This window comes from Sphingomonas sp. (genome assembly GCF_035910975.1).
Taxonomy (GTDB): Bacteria; Pseudomonadota; Alphaproteobacteria; order Sphingomonadales; family Sphingomonadaceae; genus Sphingomonas.
The window spans coordinates 1-21,505 of the sequence record NZ_JAMHWM010000006.1 but is presented as its reverse complement, the minus strand read 5'-3'; the positions used below and the strand labels follow the sequence as shown (position 1 = coordinate 21,505).

The following is a 21,505-nucleotide window of genomic DNA, read 5'->3' as shown; positions in this document are numbered from 1 at the left end:
GAGTATGACCGACACGGCCGAACGCCAACGCTTCGCCCTGTTCGCGATCAGCTTCGCGGCGATCGCGGCGACATCTTTCTGCTTCGTGCTGCGCGCACTGGTGGTCGATACCTGGGGCGTCGAATATGCCCTGTCGGGAACCCAGAAGGGCGAATTGCTGGGCGTCGGCCTGTGGCCGTTCGCGATCACGATCGTACTCATGAGCTTGTTCATCGATCGCATCGGCTTTCGCACCGCATTTGTCTTTGCCGCGGCGATGCATGCCGGAGGGCTGGCGATCATCCTGTCCGCATCAGGTTACTGGATGCTGTATGCCGGCACCTTCGCGATGGCACTCGGCAATGGAGCGGTGGAAGCGGCAGCCAATCCGCTGGTCGCCACGCTCTATCCCGAAGATCGTTCGAAATGGCTGAACCGCCTGCATGCGGCGTGGCCGGGCGGCATGATCGCGGGCGGGCTGCTCGCAATGGCCATGGCGGACGGGTTCGGCTGGCGCGCGAAGGTTTTCCTGATGGCTCTGCCGGTCGCGATCTATGCGCTGATGCTGCTGCGCCAGCGGTTCCCGGTGAGCGAACGTGTTGCGGCGGGCGTGCCCTATCGCACGATGATCGGCGAGGCGGGATGGATTAGCGCGCTGCTGGTCGTCGGGCTGATGGTGATGGAACTCGGTCGCGTCGGCGGATGGCCCGCCCCTGTGCAGATAGGCGTGATCGCGGCGGTGACGATCGCGTTCGGCCTGTGGTCGCGATCGGCCGGGCGGTTGCTCTACATCATTCTGATCCTGCTGATGATTCCGCTGGCGATCACCGAACTGTCCACCGACAGCTGGATTTCGTCGTTGCTCGCGCCGGAACTGGGCCGCCACGGCTGGCAGCCGGGATGGGTTCTGGTATTCACCGCCGGGATCGTGTTCGTGGTACGGCTGTTCGCGGGAACGATCATCGGCGTGCTGACGCCGTTCGTGACGCTTGCGCTCGCCTCCGCGTTGGCGGCGGCCGGCCTGTACCTGCTGGCGGGCGCGGAGGCGGGCGGGATCGTGCTGGCGGCGACTCTGTATGGCGTGGGCAAGAGCTTCTTCTGGGGAACCAGCCTGGCTGTCGCGTCGGATCGTTTCCCGCGCGGCGGCGCGGTTACGATCAACGTCATCGCGGGCGTCGGCATGCTTGCTGCCGGCATCCTGGGATCGACGCTGCTCGGGTCAGTCCAGGATCGCGCGACGGCGACGGCGATGGTGGCGCATGACACCGCGAACCGTACCACCCTGTCGCAGCGCTATCTGGTCGAACGGCCGGCCAGTGTGTTCGGCAGCTATCGCGCGCTGGACGATCGCGCGCTCGCCACCGCGCCGGAAGCCGATCGGCAGTTGATCGCCGGTATGGTCGAGGCGAGCAAGAAGGAGGCGTTGCGTGACATGGCGCTGCTGCCCATCGCGACGATGATCGCGTTCCTGATGCTGGCGGTCTGGTTCCGTCGGCGCGGCGGCTATGCGGCGGTCCGACTCGACACAGTGGCGGACGAGCGATGAGCGCGCTGCGGCTCGGGCTGGTCGGCGGCGGGCCGGGCTCGTTCATCGGCCCGGTCCACCGCATAGCTGCGGAGATGGACCGCGAGATCGTTCTGGTCGCGGGCGCCTTTTCATCGGATGCGGCGCGATCGCTTGAGGCCGGGCGGGGGTTTGGGATCGATCCGGCGCGCGCCTATCCCGATCTGGACACGATGATCGCTGCGGAGGGCCGCCGCGCGGACGGCATCGAGATGATCGCGATCGCGACCCCCAATCACCTGCACCTGAGCCAGGCGAGCGCGGCGCTGGCTGCTGGTCTCGGCGTGATGAGCGACAAGCCGCCCACCGCCACGCTGGCTGAGGCGCGAGACCTGGCCACGGCGGTCGGGCGGGCGTCGCGCCCTTATGGGCTGACGTTCACCTACACCGGATATCCAATGGTGCGCGAGGCGCGCGCTCGGATCGCCGCCGGCGAGATCGGCCGCGTGCGCAAGGTGATCGTCGAATATCTCCAGGGCTGGCTTTCGCAGCCGATCGAAGCGGACGGAGACAGGCAGGCGGTTTGGCGTGTCGATCCGTCACGTGCGGGGATAGGGGGCTGCATCGGCGACATTGGCGTCCATGCGTTCAATCTTGCCGAGTTCGTAACCGGTGACGCGGTGGCGGAGTTGGATGCCGACCTGGCGGCGGTAGTGCCCGGCCGCGCGCTGGATGACGATGCCACGGTCCTGCTGAGGTTTCGCGGCGGCGCGCGCGGGATCATGATTGCGAGCCAGGTTGCGACCGGAGAGCGCAACAATCTGCGCCTGCGGATCTTCGGCGAACGTGGCGGTATCGACTGGTGCCACGAAACGGCGGATCGCCTCGCCCTGACCGACGCCGACGGATCGATCAGGACGATATGGGGCGGCAGCGCGGCGATCGGCGGCGACGCGCGGGCCGTATCGCGCCTGCCGGCGGGACATCCCGAGGGATATCTGGAGGCCTTCGCCAATATCTACCGCGATTTCGCGCGGCGGATGCGCGGCGAAGACGCCCCGCTGCTGCCCGGCGTCGACGCCGGCGTGCGGGCTATGGCTTTCGTCGAGACTGCGGTTCGCGCCAACCAAGCTGGCTGGATGGAGCTGGACGTATGAGGACGATCAAGGGACCGGGCATCTTCCTTGCGCAGTTCATGGGGAGCGAAGCCCCGTTCGACACGCTCGACGGCCTTGCGCGATGGGCCGGGGAACTGGGATACAAGGGCATCCAGATCCCCTGCGACCCGCGCCTGATCGACTTGCGTCTGGCCGCCGACAGCAGGGGATATTGCGACGATTTGCGCGGTCGCCTGGCCGAACATGGCGTCGAGCTGACCGAATTGTCGACCCATCTGCAGGGCCAGCTCGTCGCGGTGCATCCGGCCTATGACGCGCTGTTCGACGGTTTCGCGCCGGCCGAACTGCGCAATCGGCCGGCCGATCGCCAGGCATGGGCGGTCGAGCAGGTCACGCTTGCCGCCCGGGCGAGCGCGAACCTGGGGCTGGATGCCCACGCCACCTTTTCCGGCGCGCTGGCGTGGCCATATATCTACCCGTGGCCACAGCGCCCGGCGGGCCTGGTCGAGGAAGCGTTTGCCGAACTGGCGCGGCGCTGGCGACCGATCCTCGACGCGTTCGGCGCGGCGGGTGTCGCCTGCGCATTCGAACTGCATCCGGGCGAGGATCTGCACGACGGCGCGACGTTCGAACGCTTCCTCGAAGATCTGGGCGGACACGGCGCGGCGGCGATCCTGTACGATCCCAGCCACTTCGTGCTCCAGCAGCTCGACTATCTCGCCTTCCTGGACATCTATCACGAACGGGTGCGCTGTTTTCACGTCAAGGATGCGGAATTCCGGCCGAACGGCCGCGCCGGTGTCTATGGCGGCTATCAGGACTGGATCGACCGGCCCGGCCGATTCCGGTCACTTGGCGACGGGCAGGTCGATTTCCGCGCCATCTTCTCCAAGATGGCGCAGTATGACTTTCCCGGCTGGGCGGTGCTCGAATGGGAATGCGCGCTGAAGCATCCCCAGGACGGAGCAGCCGAGGGCGCCCCGTTCATTCGCGATCATCTGATCCGGGTTACTCCGCACGCGTTCGATGATTTTGCCGCCGCTGGCACGGATCGGACCGTCAATCATACCATACTGGGCCTGGCATGACGCCGGCGACCCGTCTCAACGAAAGGCACATGACATGCGCAATGACCGCCGGCAGTTCCTGATCGCGCTCCCGCTCGCCGCGATCGCCGGCGGATGCGCGATGCGCAGCACGGGCACCGGATCGGCAGGCACGCCGCGATTCGGCATCCAAACCTACAGCTTTCGCGATATGCTGCCGGCCGATGGCGACATGGTCGACAAGATGATCGCTGGCTGCCGCGCCATCGGCGTGTCGATGGTCGAGCTGTTCGAGCCGACGATCCAGCCGCCCGCCCTGTCCGCCGATGCACCCTGGGCCGTGAAGGGCGGCAAGCCGACCGAGGCGTCGCTGTACGGTCGCCCGCCTGAGGGGCCGCGCCCCGCCGACGTTCTCGCCAATCGCGAGCGCATTCGCCAGTGGAGGCTGGAGACCCCGCTGTCGAGGTTCGAGGCGATCGGGCGGCGGTTCGCCGACGCGGGGATCGAGGTGCAGGCGTTCAACTTCGGACTGAAGGATGATTGCACCGATGCCGAGGTCGACCGCGGTTTCGCGATGACGCGGGCGATGGGCGCGCGGATCATGACCGCCTCGACCACGCTGACGATGGCGAAGCGGACGGTGCCGTTCGTCGCCCGTCACCGCGTGCTGCTGGGCCTCCACGGCCACTCGAACCTGCGCGATCCCAATGAGCTCGCGACGCCGGAAAGCTTCGAGGCCGGGCTGGCGATGTCGCCCTGGTATCGCATCAATTTCGATATCGGTCATTTCAGTGCGGCGGGTTTCGACACGCTGGCCTTCCTGGAAAAGCACCACGCCCGCACCGTCAGCGTGCATATCAAGGACCGCGAAGACAACAACGGCATGAACCGTCCGCTTGGCGAGGGCGGAACGCCGGTGCGCGAGGTTGTTGCGCGCATAGCGACCAGAGGGTGGGATATCCCGATCCTCCTCGAGTATGAATATGCCGGTGGGCCATCGATCGACGAATTGCGCCGGATGCTGGCCTATTGCCAGTCCGCGGCGCGCGGATGACCGGGGACGACCGAACGATGCGGATATGGTATCAGAGTTTCGTCGATGCCCCCAACGCCGGGCCGTACTGGCCGATGCTGCGAGAGCACCTCGACGCCATCGTCGATCCTGGAACCGAAATCGACGTTCACGGCATCACCCCGCACGACGGCTATGCTCATCCCATTGTCGAATGGCGTTGCGCGCGTGAGGTAATCTGCAATGCGGTGACGGCGGAGGAGCAGGGCTACGACGCGTTCGTCATCGGCCATTTCCAGGATGCTGGGCTGTACGAAGCGCGGTCGGTGGTCGATATCCCCGTACTGTCGCTGGGCGAAGCGTCGATGCTGCATGCGTGCACGCTGGGCCAGCGCAGCGGGATCGTGACCATCAACCGCCGCTACATCTCCTGGTTTCACCACCAGATCGGGAAGTACGGACTGGATCGGCGCGTGACCGGCGTCCATGCGATGCAGTTCGAGCCTGGGCAGATCCTGGCGGCCTATGGCGATGCGGACCGGACCCGCGACGTGACCGATCTGTTCGCGCAGCAGGCGCGGCCGCTGGTGGCTGGCGGCGTCGACGTCATCCTGCCAGGCGGCGGTATCCCGATGCTGCTGTTCTCGGCGATCAACGGCCACGAGATCGACGGCGCGCCGGTCGTCAACGGCATACCGATCGTGGTGAAGATGGCGGAGATGGCGGTACGCTTGCGGCGGCTGACCGGACTGGGCGTGAGCCGCGCCTCCGATTTCGCCAAGGCCCCACCCGAGATCATCGCCGAATTCCGCGAGAATCCGAAGGGGCTTTAGCCCTCTGGCTCGGCATGGGCCAGAATGCCCCCGTCGCCATCCGCGACGCAGGCGATGCCGACACGGTCGCCGGCGCGTGCGTCCGGCGCCAGGAAGCAGTGCAGATGCGGGCCGGCGTCGAGCAGGACGGTCCCGATCAGCATCGGCAGGCGATCGGCGAAAGCCTGTTCGAACGATCGGTGAAGCCGGGCGACGGCGAGGATGCGCCCCGCTCCGGCAGCTTCGTCGACCAGCGCATCCGCCAGGCAGCGCCGGCACAGGGTCCGGCGCGGGTAGCCGGCCGCGCCGCACGCCGTGCAACGCTGGATCATGAAATAGGTCACAGCGCCTCCAGTATCGCGGCGCCGGTGGCGAGACAGCGATCGAAGGTAATCATGCCATAGCCGCTCGCCAATGCGATGCGTGCGCCGGGCACGCCCCGTCCCAGCGGTTGCCCGGTTATCTGCCGCAGCGCCTCGACCACGGGCAGGAAGCCGCCCGCCGCGCCAGCCTGTCCGCAGGCGAGTTGGCCGCCAGAGGTATTGAACGGAAAATCGCCGTCGATGTGCAGATCGCGGGAGCGGACGAAATCCGGCGCATCGCCCTTCGCGCAGAAGCCCAGATCCTCGATCTGCATCGCGGCGATCACCGGATAGTCGTCATATGTCTGAAGGCAGTCGATCTCGCCCGGGCCGAGCGACGCCTGCGCATACAGGCTGTCGCGATCCATCGCCCAGCCGCCGCGTTCGGCGACGGGCTCGTCGAAATAGGCGTTATGTCGCTCGATCGCGCCGCGGATGCCGGCATGGGGCAGGCCGAGTTCGCGCGCGAGGGCATCCGACATGACCAGGAATGCCTCTGCGCCCGCACAGGGCATGACGCAGTCGAACAGACGGATCGGTTCGGCGATCGGCGGCGCTGCCATATAGGCGGCCATGTCCAGCGGCTTCGCGCCTAGCAGCGCGTTCGGATTGCCGCGGGCATTGTCGCGCTGGGCGCAGACGATCCGTCCGAAATCCTCCCGCGTGGCGCTGTAGCGGCGCATGTAGTTGTCGGTGATGAGCGCGAAGCTGCCGTTCGGCCCGGCAGCGCCATAAGGATACACCGCCTGCGTCGAAAACGTCGAGAAGTCGCGGATCAGGCGACCAAAAGCGGCACGATCGGTGGTGTCGCCGGCGATGCAGGCGACGATGTCGCAATCGCCGTCCTGCACCGCGCGCGCGGCGCGACGCAGAGCCATCACGCCGCTGGCACCGCCGGTGGGGATCCATTCGATCCAGCGCGGCACGAGATCGAAATGCTCGGTCAGCGCGATCGTCGTGTCCGGGCCGAGCGTGAACGACGTGGTGGCGAGGCCGTCGATCGCGCGCTTTTCGATGCCGGCCCGTTCGATCAGGGCCCGCAGCGCGCGGCCGATGAACCACTGGCTGGGTCGGTCGCTCGATCTGGCATAGGGTATCGTGACCGGGCAGGTCACCGCGACGCCCCGATAGTCGCGGGGCGACATCACGCGGTGCCGGCCCGCCCCGGCCGGCGGACCTGATAGCCGACGCGATCGCGGTCCCAGGTGGCGTCGGTCACGCCGGTTTCGCGCAGCTTGAAGCGCTGGACCTTGCCATTGTCCGTCATCGGCAGGGCGTCGGCGAACAGCAGGAAGCGCGGCACCGAGAAATATGTCATGCGCGGCTGGCAGAAATCCAACAGGGCCTCCGGCTCCACCGCATGGCCGTCGTGCAGGACGAGCGCGGCCATCACCTCGTCCTCCGCGAGCTCGGACGGCACGGGAAAGACGGCGGCCTGGGCGACGGCGGGATGGCTCAGCAGCACCTGTTCGACCTCATAGGCGGAGATATTCTCGCCGCGGCGACGGATCGCATCCTTCATCCGGTCCATGAACGCGAAATAGCCGTCCGCGTCGCGATACACCCGGTCACCGGTATGAAACCACAGGTTCCGGCGGCTGGCCAGCGTCGCCTCCGGCATCTGGAAATAGCCCTGCGCCAGCGCGTCGGGCATTGCCGCGCGCACAACGAGTTCACCGGGTTCGCCAACGGCCACCTCATTGTCCTCGGTATCGACGACCCGCGCGTCGAATCCGGGTCGGACCCGACCCATGAAACCGGGGCGCTGACCTGACAGCACGTCGCCGATGACGAAATTCGTCTCGGTCGATCCGTAGCCCTCGATCAGGCCGATGCCGAACCGCTGTTCGAACGCCGCGCCGAACGCCGCCGGCACGCCGGGCGCGAGCGCGCGGCGAACGCCGTGGCCGCGATCACCCGCGTCCTCCGGTCGGGACAGCAGGATCGGGATCATCGCACCCAGCAGATATGTGACCGTCGCGCCATAATCGCGCAGGCTCCGCACGAATCCCCCGGCCGAAAAGCGCTCGATCGCGACCAGCGTCGCGCCGCTTAGCAGCGCCTGATAGAAGGTACCGAGCGCGTTGACGTGGAATAGCGGCAGCGTCGTCAACAGCACGTCGCTCGCTTCGATTTCCAGGATGTCGATCGAATTGACGCCCCACCAGAACATCTGTGCGTGCGGGCAGCATACCCCTTTCGAGGGGCCGGTCGTGCCGGACGTGTAGAGGATCGACCCCAGATCCGACGGTCGCGATTCCACCGGATCGACCGGGGCGCCTGGCGCCGGGATAGGCGCGATCGGCCAGCCGGACATCGCTGGCGGCTGCTCAGACAGCACCCAGACCGCCGTCAGATCGAGCGACGCCGCGTCGAGCGTTTCCAGCACGTCGATCGCGTCGTGATCGAGCACCAGCAGCCGGGCGCCGCTGTTCGACAGGATATGCTGGAGCTGGCCCCCGCGCGACGAGCGGTTGATCGGGACCGCCACGGCGTTCAGCCAGGCGCAGCCCAGCCAGAGGTCAAGGAACTCGATGCGGTTGCCGCACAGGATCGCGACACGGTCGCCGGCACCGATCCCGGCGGCACCCAGCGATCCCGCGGTCCGGCCCGCGCGCTCCGCCATGTCGGCCGCCGAAAAGGACTTGTCGCTGATCGTCACCAGCGGCTTGTCACCCGCGATCGCCGCGCGGCGGGCCAGCAGGGCTGGAGCACAACGATCCGCAGGCGCGATCTCGCGATCGTAGCGCGCCTGCGTCGGGCTGAGCGGAGCGGCGTGAAGCATGGACGATCCGGTCCTCGATATGAAATGCCCGACGACTAGCGCTACACGATTATTATTTCAAGTTTGAAACATCTACAGGCCGTGGCCGCGCAGCCAGCGATCGATGACGGCTGCGACGTCGTGGCTGTTCCGATCCTGCATCATCATATGCGAGTTTCCGCGTATACCGAAAGCTGGAAGGTCCACCAGTTCCACGCGCACCCCGTCCGCGCGTGCGGCCTCGACAAACCGAGCGCACGCTTCGCGGCGCGGCGCCCAGCGATCCGATTGCGCGACGTAGTCGCCGAACAGCACCAGCACGGGGATGCCGCGCAGCGAGGAGAGGTCGCGATCCGGCGCTGGGCAGGAGGCCGGCTCTATCGCCACGATTCCGGCAACGGACGCGCCGCCGCGCAGCGCTGCCTCGAACGGATAGATGCCGGATTGCGAATGGCTGACGATCACGGCGCGGCCGATCCGCTCGCCCAGCAGCTGCAGGGCGGCGATGGTCGGCGACGGCTCGTCGCCGTCACGCGCGAAATTGGGCACCATCTGCTGCCACAGCCCCTCCTGCGCCTCGACCGGGAACTGGAGGCCGGGATAGGTTTCGCCGTATGCCGGCCCGAAACGGAAGATGCGCCAGGCGGTCTCGCGCGACGCCGCGGTCGCAACCGGCAGCGCCGACGGCGGCCGCCGTCCGTCGCGAACCGCGTTGATCGCGGTGACGTCGATCGCCGACCGACCGCGCCATGCCTGATCCATCACATAGACGGGATGTCCGGCGCGCACGAACCACTCATCCCAGCCAGCCCGCCCATCGGGCGTGGTTTCCCACGATACGCCGGTCAGGCAACAGCCGTGGAGCAGGACCATCGCCGCACGTCGGGCGCGCACCGGTATCTGGTAGCGGACATAGACCTGGTCGACGGTCACGTGTCCTGATTGCGGGAACGGCTTGATCTCGCCCAGCGTGTCGGATTGCACGTCCTGCCCGCCGATGAAGAAGCTTCCCTGCCGCGCGATCTTGAGAGGGCGAGGTTCGCGCGCAGTGGCGGGCGCTGACAGCGCTAGGCATGCGATCAGAAGCGCCAACAGCCGCAGCATGTCAGACGGCCGCCTCCCGCACCGCGCAGGCCAGCGCAGCGCCCTTTTCATCCGCCAGAGCGGCGGCGCGGAGCCGCGCGATCACCGCCGCCGCATCCGGCCGACCGACAAGCGTTCGCGCGGTCGCGATCACCGTCGCGAAATTGGCGAGCGAGCGATCGAACGTATCGGAATAGCCCTTTATCAACTGCTGGCAGCGGGCAAGTTCGGCCGCCGCGGCGCGATCGGCCATGGCGGTCGTGCGGATCAGGTCCAGCCAGTCGTCGATCCGCTGCTGTTCGTCGGCGAAGCGCAAGGTCGAGCGCCGGATCGCGCGAAGCGCGGCGACGCAGCGCAGCGCGATGAACCATCGCATGCCGGTCGTCCGCACATGCCGCCCTCGCGCGAACCTCGGCTCAAGCCAACGGCGCAGCGCGGGATGGCGCAGCATGGGCCGCCCGGCCCACGCTGGCAGCGTTTCCGCCACCTCCTGCAATCGCGGATGCATGTATTCGGTGACGTGCAGCACCTGGCCGGGCGCCAGCCGCACTTCGCGTTCGACGCGGTTGCTACGGCTCGCGCGCACCTTCAGGTCGGCGACCCGGATCGTATCCTCATACGCCATCCACAGCGCCAGATGCCGGGCGACCTCGGCCGTCAGCGTCTGGTCGCCGCCATCCAGCGCGGCGATGTCGGCTAGCCGGTCGAGGTAGAGATCGGCATAGGCGCGATCCTGATAATCCATCAGCCGGTGGACGCCGTGCGTCGCATCGGGCCACGCCGCGCGCGGGAGTTCGGCCTCGATCCGTTCCAGCAACGCGCGACCCGCGGCGGTGGTCGGCCGCGGGGGCGCGGCGGGATCGGCGGGATCGGCGTCTCCGGTAGTGGCGAGTGTTACGCCCCGGTCGAAGCCCGCGAGATTGGCATCCACCGCCTTGCCGCCGTGGCGGATCGCGCCCTCGAACGCTTCCCGTGCGAAGGGCAAGGTGCCGCTGCCGGCCAGGGCCCCGAACATCACCGAACTGATGACGCTGCGCGACGCGGCGGCCGCGCCCGCCATGTCGAACCCGATGAAGCGCGCCGATCGCCGCTGGGCGGCATCGAGAATGCGCTGCCCCGCGGCCGTTCCGTCGCCAGGCGCCGATTTCTCGGCGATCGCATAGACGCGGTGGGTCGATCCGATCAGCGTGGTGCGGTCAGTGCTCACAAATCCGCGCAGAATCGCCCGGCCGGCCTCCATCAGCTCGGAAGCGATCACGATATCGACGTCGCCCGGCACCGGCATCATCGCCAGCACCGGATCGGGCCGGTTCGCGCCACCCGCCCCGCGCCGGATCATCTCGATATAATAGACGGTTGATCCCGTGCGTTGCGCGACACCGGGCACCGACGTGCCCTGTGCGACATAGCCGTTGTCGGCGGCCATCCGCAGGATCCAGTCGGCCAGCACGCCGCCCCCTTCGCCGCCAAGGGCGAGGATGGCGACGGTAATGCGATCGCGATCGGCGGGGATCATCAGAACGCCCTTGCCGCCAGGGTGCGCGCATCCCGGCGTTGCAGCCAGCCGATCACCGACCGGCGCATGCTTGCCCGTGCCCGATCCCAGCGGCTCGGGTTGGTCACGATGGACGCCTTGTAGAAGGATGGGCACAGGACGGCAGCATGGGCGACCTCGCCGCAATTGCCGCATCCGACGCAACTGTCGTCGATATGCGTCACCGGATGCGCGCGGAGTGGATCGGGATTGGGCCGGATGCTGAGCGAAGGGCACCCGGACAGACGGATGCACGCATGATCGCCGGTGCAGGTATCCGGGTCGACTCCGAAGCGTTCGCGAACGACGCGCTTTCCCGCCCTGGCGGCGCGGGCGACCAGCGGCTTTTCGCGGCGCTGCTTGTTCAGCATGCATTCCGACCGGGCAACGATCACCTTCGGCCCCGTGTCCGTGCTGGTCAGCGCTTCTCTCAGCGTGTCGCGCATCCGCGCCACGTCATAGGTGCGGTTCAGCGTGCGCGCCCATTTGACGCCCATGCCGCGCACCGCCGTTTCGATCGGGTGATTGGTCGTCCGGGTCTCGCTTGGCGCGCGCGACGACAAGATGTCCTGGCCGCCGGTCGCCGCCGAATAGCCGTTGTCGACAATGATCGTTACCGTCTCGTCCTGGTTGAAGACAGCGTTGCCGATCCCGGACGTCAGCCCGTTGTGCCAGAAACCCCCGTCGCCCATCATCGCCACCGCGCGTCTGCCCTCCGGCCTGAATGCCGACGCGGCGGCGGTGCCGAGGCCGTAGCCCATCGTCGTGTTGCCGATGTGGAAGGGCGGCAGGATCGAAAAGAGGTGGCACCCGATGTCGGCGGAGACGTGAAGCTCGCCCAGTTCGCGCTGCACCAGTTTCATGGCGGAGAAGATCGGACGTTCCGGGCAGCCGGTGCAGAAGCCCGCCGGCCGACCGGGGACGGTGCTGGCGAGTTCCGGGTCCGGCACAACCGGTGGCGGGACAGCCGGGGCGCGATCGGGCGCATGCGCACGCAGGAACGCGGCGACACCGTCGCGCAACACCTGGCCCGAATATTCGCCGGCGCGTGGCATGACGTCCTTGCCGACGATCCGGGTTTCCAGTCCCGCGCGGCGGACCAGCGTGTTCAGCTCGTGCTCGATGAACTCGGGCTGCCCTTCCTCGAGTATCAGCACCGCCGTTTTCCCTGCACAGAACGCACGAACCTCGTCAGGCACCAGCGGATAGGTGACGTTCAGGCAATAGATCGGGATCGCCGCGGCGCCATAGGGATCGGACAGCCCGGCCATTTCCAGCGCGCGGTTCAGCGTGTTGTAGAGCCCGCCCTGGACGATGATGCCGATGTCGTCCTTCTCCGGTCCGAACCATTCGTTCAGTCCGCGATCGACGATGAAACGGAGGGCTGCCGGCCAGCGATGCTCGATCTTCTCTATCTCGTGCGCGAAGATCGCCGGCGGCAGCACGATGCGGTCGAGATCGCGGCGCGGATTGGCCGCGGCCTGCCCCACCGTCATCGGCGGCCGGCGATTGTCGCGCGCGACGAAGCTGCCGGTCATATGGCAACTGCGAACCCGCATTTCGATCATGACCGGCGTGTTCGACGCTTCCGACAGTTCGAACCCGTGCTCGACCATGTCGACGATGGACGGCATGTTGGGACGCGGATCCAGCAGCCACATCTGCGATTTCATCGCAAAGGCGTGTGTGCGTTCCTGCATGATCGACGAGCCTTCGCCGTAATCCTCGCCGACGATAATCAGCGCCCCGCCTGTCACGCCGCCCGACGCGAGATTGGAAAGCGCATCGGACGCAACATTGGTGCCGACCACCGATTTCCACGCCACCGCCCCGCGCAGCGGGTAATTGACGGATGCCGCCAGCATGGCGCCGGCCGCCGCCTCGCTCGCGTTCGACACGAAATGGACGCCCAACTCGCGCAACAGCGGGTCGGCGTCCGAAAATACGTCCATCAGGTGGCTGATCGGCGATCCCTGATAGCCGCCGACATAGGCGACCCCCGCCTGCAACAGCGCCTTGGTGACGGCCAGGATACCTTCGCCCTCGAACACCTCGCCCGCGCCGAGGCGAAGCTGCTCGACCTCCCTTTTGAACGAACGTTCGGCCATCGCGTCAGCCCTCGACGAGCGCCAGCACGCGCAGCGGGCTGCCGGACCCGCCGGCGATCTTCAGCGGTGCCGACACGATCAGCGCGCCTTTCGGCGGCAGCTTGTCAAGATTCTGCAGGCACTGCAGGCCATATCGCCCGGCGCCGTGGAACAGGGTGTGCGCCGGATAGGCCGGGTCCATAAGATGGGCCTGCCCGGCATCGGTGCCGATCGTCTCCACCCCGAAGCCATGCGCATCGCGATCCTCGATCAGGAAACGGCACGCCTCCGGGTCGGGGCCGGGCGTATGGGCGCCGTCATCCCGCCGGTTGGTGTAGGCGTCGCCGACGCGCTTCGACCAGTCGGTACGGAAAAAGATCCAGTTGCCCGGCTCTATCCGGCCATGGACCGTTTCCCAGGCCTGGATCGTCTCGCGTGTCAGCACGAAATCCGGATTTTCGGCGCATTGCGCAGAACAATCGAGGACGACCGCCGGCGCGATGAAATTCGCCGGATCGATTGTGTCCACCGTGTTGTCCGGCAGGTCGCGACCCGTAACCCAGTGGATCGGCGCGTCGAAATGCGTGCCGGTATGTTCGCCGACCGTAAAATTGTTCCAGTACCAGGCGACGCCCCGATCGTCGTAGCGCGAGATTTCCTGTCGGCTGAACGCGGCTGTCTGTCCGAACGGTTCGGGCAACACCAGCAATGGCGTGTCCTCCGACAGCGGCTGGGTCAGGTCGACGACGGTGATCGCGTTGCCGGCAATCGCGTTGGCCAGTTGGGTGAGCAATGTCGTCACCATCGATAGCTCCCGATCCACACTGTGATGCGACTCGAAGGGTGTCACACAAAACGTGCATATGCAAGTTTATGGTTTTCCGGACCGGCGATACGCGATACGTTTGTCTGGATCGAGGAGTGTGGTTTGGACAACAAGGCCCTGGGCGATCCCGGCAACCCCGGGTTTCAGGTGAGCAAATACCCGTTCTTTCTGCTCAACCGCCTGGTGAGCCGATATAATGGGGTGATCGAACCGCGGCTGCGCGCGATCGGGCTGGACATTCCCTATTGGCGGGTGCTGATGGTCCTGGGCGAGGCTTCGCCACGCGGCGTGCGTGATATTGCCGATGCCGCGGTGATCCCGCTGTCCACGATGACGCGCATCATCCAGCGCATGGTCGCTGCCGATCTGGTCGCTGTGTCGCCGTCACCCGATGACGCGCGCGTGACCCGCGTCATGCTGACAGCTGCCGGCGAAGCCAGACTGGCGGAAGCGCGCGCGACCACCGCGCCGGTCTATGCCATGGTGACCCGCGATCTCGACGGCGATGCCTTTGATCGGCTGCTGGCGACGCTCGAGCAGCTTCATGACAGCCTGATCGACGAATCATCCAAAGACATGACTTGATCGGACCGCGTATAAACTTTAAATATAAAATAATTTAGGAGGTGGCCATGCGGGTCGTATGTCTGGGCGGCGGTCCTGCCGGGCTCTATTTCGCGATTTCGATGAAGCTGCGGAATCCTGAGCACGAGATCGTGGTGGCCGAACGCAACAAGGCTGGCGACACGTTCGGTTGGGGCGTGGTGTTTTCCGATCAGACGCTCGATAATCTGCGCGCCAACGATCCGGTGAGCGCCGCGACCATCTCCGCCGGGTTCAGCCACTGGGACGACATCGAGGTGGTGATCGGCGATGCCGTAGAGCGATCGGGCGGGCATGGCTTCATCGGCATCGGTCGCAAGCACCTGCTCAATATCCTGCAGGACCGTGCGCGCGCGCTGGGCGTCGACCTGAGGTTCGAAACCGAATTCGACGCCGATCTTTCCGCCTGGGCCGATTACGATCTGGTAGTAGCGGCCGATGGCATCAACAGCCGCATCCGCACCGACCATGCGGACCGGTTTGATGTCGACATCGACGTCCGGGCGAACAAGTTCATCTGGCTGGGCACGCCGCGCCTGTTCGACGCCTTCGGCTTTCTGTTCGAGCGAACCGCCCATGGCTGGATCTGGGCGCATGCCTATCGCTTCGATGAAACACGCTCGACGTTCATCGTCGAATGTTCCGAGGCGACATGGGCAGGCATCGGTTTCGACCGGATGGAGCCGGAGGAGACGATCGCGACCTGCGAGCGCATCTTCGCCCGGCATCTGGACGGGCAACCGCTGCTGACCAACGGCGCTCACCTGCGCGGTTCGGCGGCCTGGATCAATTTCCGGCGCATACTCTGTGGCAACTGGTCGTTCGATAATGTCGTCCTGCTGGGCGATGCCGCGCATACCGCGCATTTCTCGATCGGGTCCGGCACGAAGCTCGCGCTGGAGGACGCCATCAAGCTTGCGGAGGTGATGAGCCGTCCGGGTGTCACCGCCAATCGGCCGGCGATGCGCGCGGCGCTGGGCGAATATCAGAAGGAGCGCCACGTCGAGGTTCTGAAGATACAGAACTCGGCGCGTAACTCGACCGAGTGGTTCGAGACGCTGGACCGCTACGTCGATTTCGCGCCGGAGCAGTTCGCCTATTCGCTGTTGACCAGGTCGCAACGCATCAGCCACGAGAACCTGCGCCTGCGCGACCCCGATTGGCTCGGCCGGATCGAGCGCTGGTTCGCGCGCGACGGGACGGCCGATGCCGCCACGGTGCCGCCGATGTTCACGCCCTTCGAGGTGCGCGGCATGCGGCTGGAGAACCGCGTGGTCGTGTCGCCGATACTGACCTATGCGGCGGATGAGGACGGGGTGCCGACGGATTTCCATCTCGTGCATTATGGTGCGCGGGCGATGGGCGGTGCCGGGCTGGTCATGACGGAGATGGCGGCCGTGTCGCCGGACGGACGGATAACGCCGCGATGCACCGGCATCCATCACGATGCGCAGGCCGCGGCATGGAAACGCATCGTCGATTTCGTCCATGGCTGTAGTGCGGCGAAGATCGCGATCCAGCTTGGTCACGCCGGCGCGCGCGGCGCGACCGAACCGGGCGGCGATCCGGATCGCCCGCTTGCGGAAGGCGGATGGCCGCTGGTTGCCGCATCGGGCCGGCCGTTCCGCGCCGCTGGCCGGACGCCGACGGAAATGACCCGCGAGGACATGATCCGGGTTCGCGACGATTTCGCCAGTGCGGCGTCGCGCGCGCGGCATGCGGGATTCGACATGATCGACCTTCAGTTCGGCCATGGCTTTTTGTTGTCCGGGTTCATCACGCCGCTGATGAACCTGCGCTCGGACGATTACGGCGGGTCGCTGGAAAACCGGCTCCGCTTCCCGCTGGAGGTGTTGCGGTCGGTCCGGGCGGCCTGGGGATCTGACAGTCCGATCGCGGTGCGCATTTCCGCCGATGACTGGATGGGGCCGGCGGGTGTGACCTCGGCCGAATCTGTGCGGATCGCGCAGGCCCTGCGCGATGCCGGCGCCGACCTGATCGACGTGTCGGCCGGCGAGACCTCGCCCGAGGCGAAGCCGGTGTACGGCCGCATGTTCCAGACGCCCCTTTCGGATCGCATCAGAAACGAGGGCGGGTGCGTGACGATGGCGGTCGGCAACATCTATTCGGCGGATCACGTCAACGCGATCCTGGCTGCCGGCCGGGCCGATCTGGTGGCGCTGGGCAGGCCACACCTCGCCGATCCGGCGTGGACACTGCGAGCCGCCGCGCAAGCCCGTTACCGCAACGTCGCGGTCCCCCCGGCATATGGTCTGGGGCAGGCGCAACTGGAGCGTATATTCACGCAGGGTGCCTGATCGCGCATCTTCGTGCTACGATCGCCGGGCAGATAGGGGACTATTTCGTGCCGCCGAAGATTCGAGAGAAGCATGACGGCGCTCTGGCCGGAGAAACCGACGTCCGGGTGTGGCTGCGACTGCTGAGCTGTACGACGATCATTGAAAAGCGATTGCGGCGCCGCCTGACCGATCAGTTCGACACCACTCTGCCGCGGTTCGACGTCATGGCGGTACTCGAACGCCAGCCTACCGGGGTGAGAATGGGCGAACTGTCGCGGGCGCTACTGGTGTCCAACGGCAACGTTACCGCGGTCGTCCGTCAACTCGAACACGCCGGACTGGTCAGCACTCGCCTGGCGGCCGACGACAAGCGCTCGTCGATCGTCGCGCTGACGGAGGAGGGGCGCTCGCATTTCGCCGATCTCGCGTCCGCCCATCACGAATGGATCAAAGCCATGTTCTCCGGGATGCCGCGCGCGGACCAGCTGGCACTTTATCGGTTGCTCGCGACGCTCAAGGCATCAATAGGCGCCGAAAGCGTCGAGAGCTGAAGCCGGGCCAGCGGCGCCGTCGCGGCTCCGCCAGCGTTCAGCCCGCGACGACGGCATTGCGCAGGCGGCCGATGCCAGCCACCTCCGCCTCGATCACGTCGCCCGGCCATAGCCATTCCTGCGGATCGCGGCCCGCGCCGACCCCCTCGGGCGTTCCGGTCGCGATGATGTCGCCGGGCTCCAGCGTTATGCCCTGGCTGATGTCCGAAATCAGGAAATCGACCGCGAACAGCATGTGACGGGTGTTCGACCGCTGCTTCTCGACGCCGTTGACGGTCAGCCAGAGATCGAGGGTCTGGGGATCTGGGATTTCGTCCGCCGTGACGATGCACGGCCCCATCGGGGCGTAGCTGTCCTGCCCCTTGGAGTAGATCCACTGCCCCGCGCGCCGGTTGTCGCGGGCGCTCATGTCGATGCAGACGGTATAGCCGAACACGTAATTCAGGGCGTCGGCGGTCTCGATGCGCGATGCGCGGCGGCCGATGATCGCGGCGAGTTCGACTTCCCAGTCGAGTTGCTGGGTGATGCCGGCGCGGTGAACGACCGGATCGCCCGGCCCGATGACGCTGGTGGGCGGCTTGGAGAAGATGACCGGCTGCTTGGGCAGATCCTTGGCGGTGTCGAGGGATTTCGCGCTTTCGGCGACATGCTCGACATAGTTCAGGCCGATGCCGAAGATGTTCTTGCGAGGCCTCGGAATGGGCGCCAGCAGCGTGACGTTCGACAGCGGCGGCGCGCCTGCGACCGGCCAGCGGCCGTCCGCTTCGTCGATAAGTCGCTTCAACTCGCTCAACGCGACAGGGCCGAGTTCGATGAAATCCAGCATCCGCGAGGGAAGCGGGACGCCCGCGCGATCGCCGAGCATGGCCACGTCGATCACCAGATCATCGACGATCACGCCCATCCGGGCCTCGGCCTCGACGGAAGCGCGATAGGTAACGAGACGCATTGCATTCCTTTCTGGATACGAGCGATCAGGAAAGTACCGGCTGATGGCCCCCGTTTTCCGCGAGCCCCTCGGCCCGATAGAGGCCGAGGGCGTGCATCACGGGCAAATCGTGGAAAGAGAACAGGCACGCGTCCTCTGTCGGCGATGCGTTCGCGTGTTCGTGCCACATCCATGACGGCACGACGAAGATGTCGCGCTCTTTCCAGTCGAACCGCTTCCCCGCGATGATCGAGTGGCCGGCCCCCTTTGCGCATTGATAGACGAACGATCCGACCTCGCGGTGCGCGCGGGTATGTTCTCCTGGGCGCAGCAGCTGTATCGACGCGCCCATCGTCGACATCGGCGGCCCGCCGGTGAACGGATTGACATAGTCCATGTGCACGCCGTCATAGGGCGACCCGTCGGTCACCCGCGCGAATTTGCACAGCGCCTCATATGTCGGTTCCCACTCATATTTCAGCAGCGGCGAATAACGTCGCGACCAGCTCTCGCCGGCCGGCTTCAGCGCGGCATTGCCCCACGTCGCGGTCGAATCGTCGATCGGAAAACTGATCGCCTGCTGCAGATCCGGATGAACCTCATAAAAATTCGCGTCCAGCGCGTTCATCAACGGGATGTCCAGCCCGTCCTGCCATGTGCAGACCGTGCCGTCCTCGGCGACGCCATGTTCGTGCCAGGTCCCGTTGGGCGTAAGCACGAAATCGTTGCGTCCCAGCGTCATCTTGTGCCCGTCGACGTTGGTGAACGCCCCGGCCCCTTCCATGATGAAGCGAAGCGCGGACGCCGAATGGCGGTGGCTCGACGCCAGTTCGCCCGGCCCCATCACCTGGATGCCGGAATAGAGCCAGCCCACGGCGGCCGTCATCTCCGTTCGACCGGGGTTGGCGAGATAGACGACCCGGCGACCGGCCTGCTCTGGCGTGACCAGTTCCAGCGCACGCATCACATGGTCGCGCAGTCGGTCATAATGCCAGATCACGGGCTGCGACTGGCTTTGCGGCTCCCATGGCTCGATCTTGTTGGCGACCGTCCACAGGGCGCCGGCATGCTGGCTTTCCAGGTCGCGATAGAAGCGCACAAGTTCGTCGGTGTCGGCCACGTTCGCGCGGCCGATCCGGTCCTCACGATACTGGTCATACCCCTCGACACCCATAGACAACCTCCGCCGCTATTGTTATAAGCTTAAAATATATCGTGGGCGGATGTCAATCCGGGATGGAGCGGAGATGACGTTGTGAGCGGATACAGAGCGGCGGTAATCCAGGCGGCGTCGGTGCCATATGATCCCGAGGCATCGGCGCAAAAGGCCGCGCGGCTGATCCGTGAGGCGGCGCAGCGGGATGCGCGTCTGGCTGTTTTTCCCGAGGTCTTCATCGGCGGCTATCCCAAAGGCGCATCGTTCGGCGCCCCGGTCGGCATGCGCACCCAGGAGGGGCGCGACGCCTATCGACGCTATCATGCCGGTGCGATCGACCTTGACGGCCCCGAGCTTTCCGAAATCCTGAAGGCGGCGGCCGAAACGGGGATGTTCGTCGTCATCGGCGTGCTGGAACGCGACGGCGGCACGTTGTACTGCACCGCGCTGTTCATCGACGGGCCACGTGGTCTGGTGGGCAAGCATCGCAAGTTGATGCCGACCGGCGCGGAACGTCTGATCTGGGGGTTCGGCGATGGATCGACGATGCCGGTGTTCGATACGCCGCTGGGACGAATCGGCGCGGTGATCTGCTGGGAAAACTACATGCCGGCGCTGCGGCTGGCGATGTACGACAAGGGGATCAGCATCTACTGTGCACCGACCGCTGACGATCGAGACGGCTGGGGGGCGTCGATGCGCCACGTCGCGCTGGAGGGGCGGTGCTATGTCCTGTCGGCATGCCAGCATGTCACGCGCGGCGCTTTCCCTGACGATCACGACTGCGCCCTGGGAAGCGATCCCGCGACCGTGCTGATGCGGGGAGGCAGCATGATCGTCGGCCCGCTCGGCGAGGTGCTGGCCGGGCCGGACTTTACCGGTGAGACGATCCTGTACGCCGATATCGATCTGGCCGACGTGGTGCGCGGCAAATATGATTTCGACGTCGTTGGCCATTATTCGCGCCCCGACGTCTTCCAGCTGACGGTCGATGAGCGGTCCCGGTCGCCGGTCGCGCGACAGCGCTGACGCCGTGCAGTTCGACATGGAAACGCTGCCGCAAAAGGCGCGTTACAAGATACTGACCGCATGCGTGACCCCGCGTCCTATCGCGTGGGTGACATCCCGCTCGCCAGCCGGGGTGGTCAATGCGGCGCCCTACAGCTTTTTCAACGTGATGGGCGACGATCCGCCGACCGTCGCGCTTGGAATACTTCGCCACGAGGCGGATCGTGTGAAGGATACCGCCGCAAATATCCGCGACACAGGTGAATTCGTCGTCAACCTTGTCACCGAACGGGACGGAACGGCCATGAACGCGACCTGCGCGGACGTGCCCCCGGACCGGAGCGAGATCGAGATGGCGGGCATCCAGACCAGCGCCAGCGTGAAGATACGGCCCCCGCGCATCGCCAGTTCTCCCGCCGCTTTCGAATGCGTGACGTCGCATCTCATCGCCACCGGCAAGCGCCAGTTCGTAGTTATCGGCCGCATCGTTCAAGCCCATGTCGATGATCGATATCTGATTGATCGCGAGCATCACTATATCGATAGTATCGCCATGAACCTGTTGGGCCGCATGCATGGTTCTGGATGGTATTCACGCCAGACGGATCTGATCGCGATCGCCAGATCGCGATAGGGTCAGGACCCATTGATGTGAGGGCTGCGATCTGCTTCAGGCTCCGCAAGGATACTGCGGATGAGTGACCTGTTTTGGCTGACGGAAGAGCAGATGGAGCGCCTGCATCCGTTCTTTCCCAAGAGCCGCGGCAAGCCTCGGGTCGATGATCGCCGGGTGCTGAGCGGAATCGTGCTCGTCAACCGCAACGGGCTGCGC

General features: G+C 66.1%; 20 protein-coding genes. 11 read left to right on the top strand and 9 right to left on the bottom strand.

Translation table 11 applies throughout. The annotated features are described in order from the left end of the window. The first annotated feature begins 4 nt into the window (after positions 1–4). Genes VYI76_RS01455 through VYI76_RS01435 form a run of 5 tightly spaced genes read left to right on the top strand, consistent with a single transcriptional unit; the run spans position 5 to position 5,492 of the window. The gene (locus tag VYI76_RS01455) at positions 5–1,525 is read left to right on the top strand and encodes an MFS transporter (RefSeq protein WP_326522993.1); all 1,521 of its coding nucleotides are present in this window, start codon (positions 5–7) and stop codon (positions 1,523–1,525) included. After that, positions 1,522–2,640: a Gfo/Idh/MocA family protein gene (locus VYI76_RS01450; protein ID WP_326522992.1), complete on the top strand. Its 1,119-nt coding sequence runs from the start codon at positions 1,522–1,524 to the stop codon at positions 2,638–2,640. The genes VYI76_RS01455 and VYI76_RS01450 overlap by 4 nt, the downstream gene beginning before the upstream one ends. Further along, entirely contained in the window at positions 2,637–3,689 is a 1,053-nt protein-coding gene (locus VYI76_RS01445; protein WP_326522991.1) for a sugar phosphate isomerase/epimerase family protein, read from the top strand. Before VYI76_RS01450 ends, VYI76_RS01445 begins: the two co-directional genes overlap by 4 nt. Before the next feature lie 34 nt (positions 3,690–3,723). After that, positions 3,724–4,701, top strand: a complete 978-nt coding sequence (locus VYI76_RS01440; RefSeq protein WP_326522990.1) for a sugar phosphate isomerase/epimerase family protein — start codon at positions 3,724–3,726, stop codon at positions 4,699–4,701. Beyond that, entirely contained in the window at positions 4,698–5,492 is a 795-nt protein-coding gene (locus VYI76_RS01435) for an aspartate/glutamate racemase family protein (protein WP_326522989.1), read from the top strand. Before VYI76_RS01440 ends, VYI76_RS01435 begins: the two co-directional genes overlap by 4 nt. Here the strand turns inward: VYI76_RS01435 and VYI76_RS01430 are convergent. The 7 genes from VYI76_RS01430 to VYI76_RS01400 form a co-directional block, all read right to left on the bottom strand. Continuing rightward, positions 5,489–5,815: a Zn-ribbon domain-containing OB-fold protein gene (locus VYI76_RS01430; RefSeq protein WP_326522988.1), complete on the bottom strand. Its 327-nt coding sequence runs from the start codon at positions 5,813–5,815 to the stop codon at positions 5,489–5,491. The two genes, VYI76_RS01435 and VYI76_RS01430, sit on opposite strands and share 4 nt — an antisense overlap. After that, positions 5,812–6,978 carry a thiolase family protein gene (locus tag VYI76_RS01425; RefSeq protein ID WP_326523036.1) on the bottom strand — a complete coding sequence of 389 codons (1,167 nt, stop codon included), beginning with the start codon at positions 6,976–6,978 and terminating at the stop codon, positions 5,812–5,814. Before VYI76_RS01425 ends, VYI76_RS01430 begins: the two co-directional genes overlap by 4 nt. Then, positions 6,978–8,618, bottom strand: coding sequence for an ATP-dependent acyl-CoA ligase (locus VYI76_RS01420; protein WP_326522987.1), 1,641 nt, complete (start codon positions 8,616–8,618; stop codon positions 6,978–6,980). The genes VYI76_RS01425 and VYI76_RS01420 overlap by 1 nt, the downstream gene beginning before the upstream one ends. Positions 8,619–8,690: 72 nt before the next feature. After that, positions 8,691–9,701, bottom strand: coding sequence for a hypothetical protein (locus tag VYI76_RS01415; protein ID WP_326522986.1), 1,011 nt, complete (start codon positions 9,699–9,701; stop codon positions 8,691–8,693). A gap of 1 nt (position 9,702) precedes the next feature. After that, the gene (locus tag VYI76_RS01410; RefSeq protein ID WP_326522985.1) at positions 9,703–11,196 is read right to left on the bottom strand and encodes an indolepyruvate oxidoreductase subunit beta family protein; all 1,494 of its coding nucleotides are present in this window, start codon (positions 11,194–11,196) and stop codon (positions 9,703–9,705) included. Continuing rightward, positions 11,196–13,322: an indolepyruvate ferredoxin oxidoreductase subunit alpha gene (locus VYI76_RS01405; RefSeq protein ID WP_326522984.1), complete on the bottom strand. Its 2,127-nt coding sequence runs from the start codon at positions 13,320–13,322 to the stop codon at positions 11,196–11,198. The genes VYI76_RS01410 and VYI76_RS01405 overlap by 1 nt, the downstream gene beginning before the upstream one ends. Positions 13,323–13,326: 4 nt before the next feature. Further along, entirely contained in the window at positions 13,327–14,106 is a 780-nt protein-coding gene (locus VYI76_RS01400; RefSeq protein WP_326522983.1) for a cyclase family protein, read from the bottom strand. Between the two features lie 123 nt (positions 14,107–14,229). Here VYI76_RS01400 and VYI76_RS01395 point away from each other — a divergent pair, with 123 nt between their 5' ends. From VYI76_RS01395 to VYI76_RS01385, 3 genes are read left to right on the top strand one after another with little or no spacing between them, the layout of a single operon-like run. Further along, entirely contained in the window at positions 14,230–14,712 is a 483-nt protein-coding gene (locus VYI76_RS01395) for a MarR family winged helix-turn-helix transcriptional regulator (protein ID WP_326522982.1), read from the top strand. Between the two features lie 47 nt (positions 14,713–14,759). Further along, positions 14,760–17,048, top strand: a complete 2,289-nt coding sequence (locus VYI76_RS01390; RefSeq protein ID WP_326522981.1) for a bifunctional salicylyl-CoA 5-hydroxylase/oxidoreductase — start codon at positions 14,760–14,762, stop codon at positions 17,046–17,048. Positions 17,049–17,095: 47 nt separating this feature from the next. After that, the gene (locus VYI76_RS01385) at positions 17,096–17,581 is read left to right on the top strand and encodes a MarR family winged helix-turn-helix transcriptional regulator (RefSeq protein WP_326522980.1); all 486 of its coding nucleotides are present in this window, start codon (positions 17,096–17,098) and stop codon (positions 17,579–17,581) included. A 37-nt stretch (positions 17,582–17,618) separates the two neighbouring features. Here VYI76_RS01385 and VYI76_RS01380 read toward each other — a convergent pair whose 3' ends face one another. Together VYI76_RS01380 and VYI76_RS01375 are read right to left on the bottom strand one after the other, a co-directional pair. Continuing rightward, positions 17,619–18,530 (bottom strand): fumarylacetoacetate hydrolase family protein, encoded by a 912-nt coding sequence (locus tag VYI76_RS01380; protein ID WP_326522979.1) that lies wholly within the window; start codon positions 18,528–18,530, stop codon positions 17,619–17,621. A 25-nt stretch (positions 18,531–18,555) separates the two neighbouring features. After that, positions 18,556–19,683: a cupin domain-containing protein gene (locus VYI76_RS01375; protein ID WP_326523035.1), complete on the bottom strand. Its 1,128-nt coding sequence runs from the start codon at positions 19,681–19,683 to the stop codon at positions 18,556–18,558. Between the two features lie 81 nt (positions 19,684–19,764). Between VYI76_RS01375 and VYI76_RS01370 the strand changes: the two genes are divergently transcribed. From VYI76_RS01370 to VYI76_RS01360, 3 genes are all read left to right on the top strand, one after another. Beyond that, positions 19,765–20,694 carry a carbon-nitrogen hydrolase family protein gene (locus tag VYI76_RS01370; RefSeq protein WP_326522978.1) on the top strand — a complete coding sequence of 310 codons (930 nt, stop codon included), beginning with the start codon at positions 19,765–19,767 and terminating at the stop codon, positions 20,692–20,694. Positions 20,695–20,698: 4 nt separating this feature from the next. Then, positions 20,699–21,307, top strand: a complete 609-nt coding sequence (locus tag VYI76_RS01365; RefSeq protein WP_326522977.1) for a flavin reductase family protein — start codon at positions 20,699–20,701, stop codon at positions 21,305–21,307. Between the two features lie 60 nt (positions 21,308–21,367). After that, the coding region (locus tag VYI76_RS01360) for a transposase (protein ID WP_443018882.1) at positions 21,368–21,505 on the top strand (138 nt) is incomplete at its 3' end.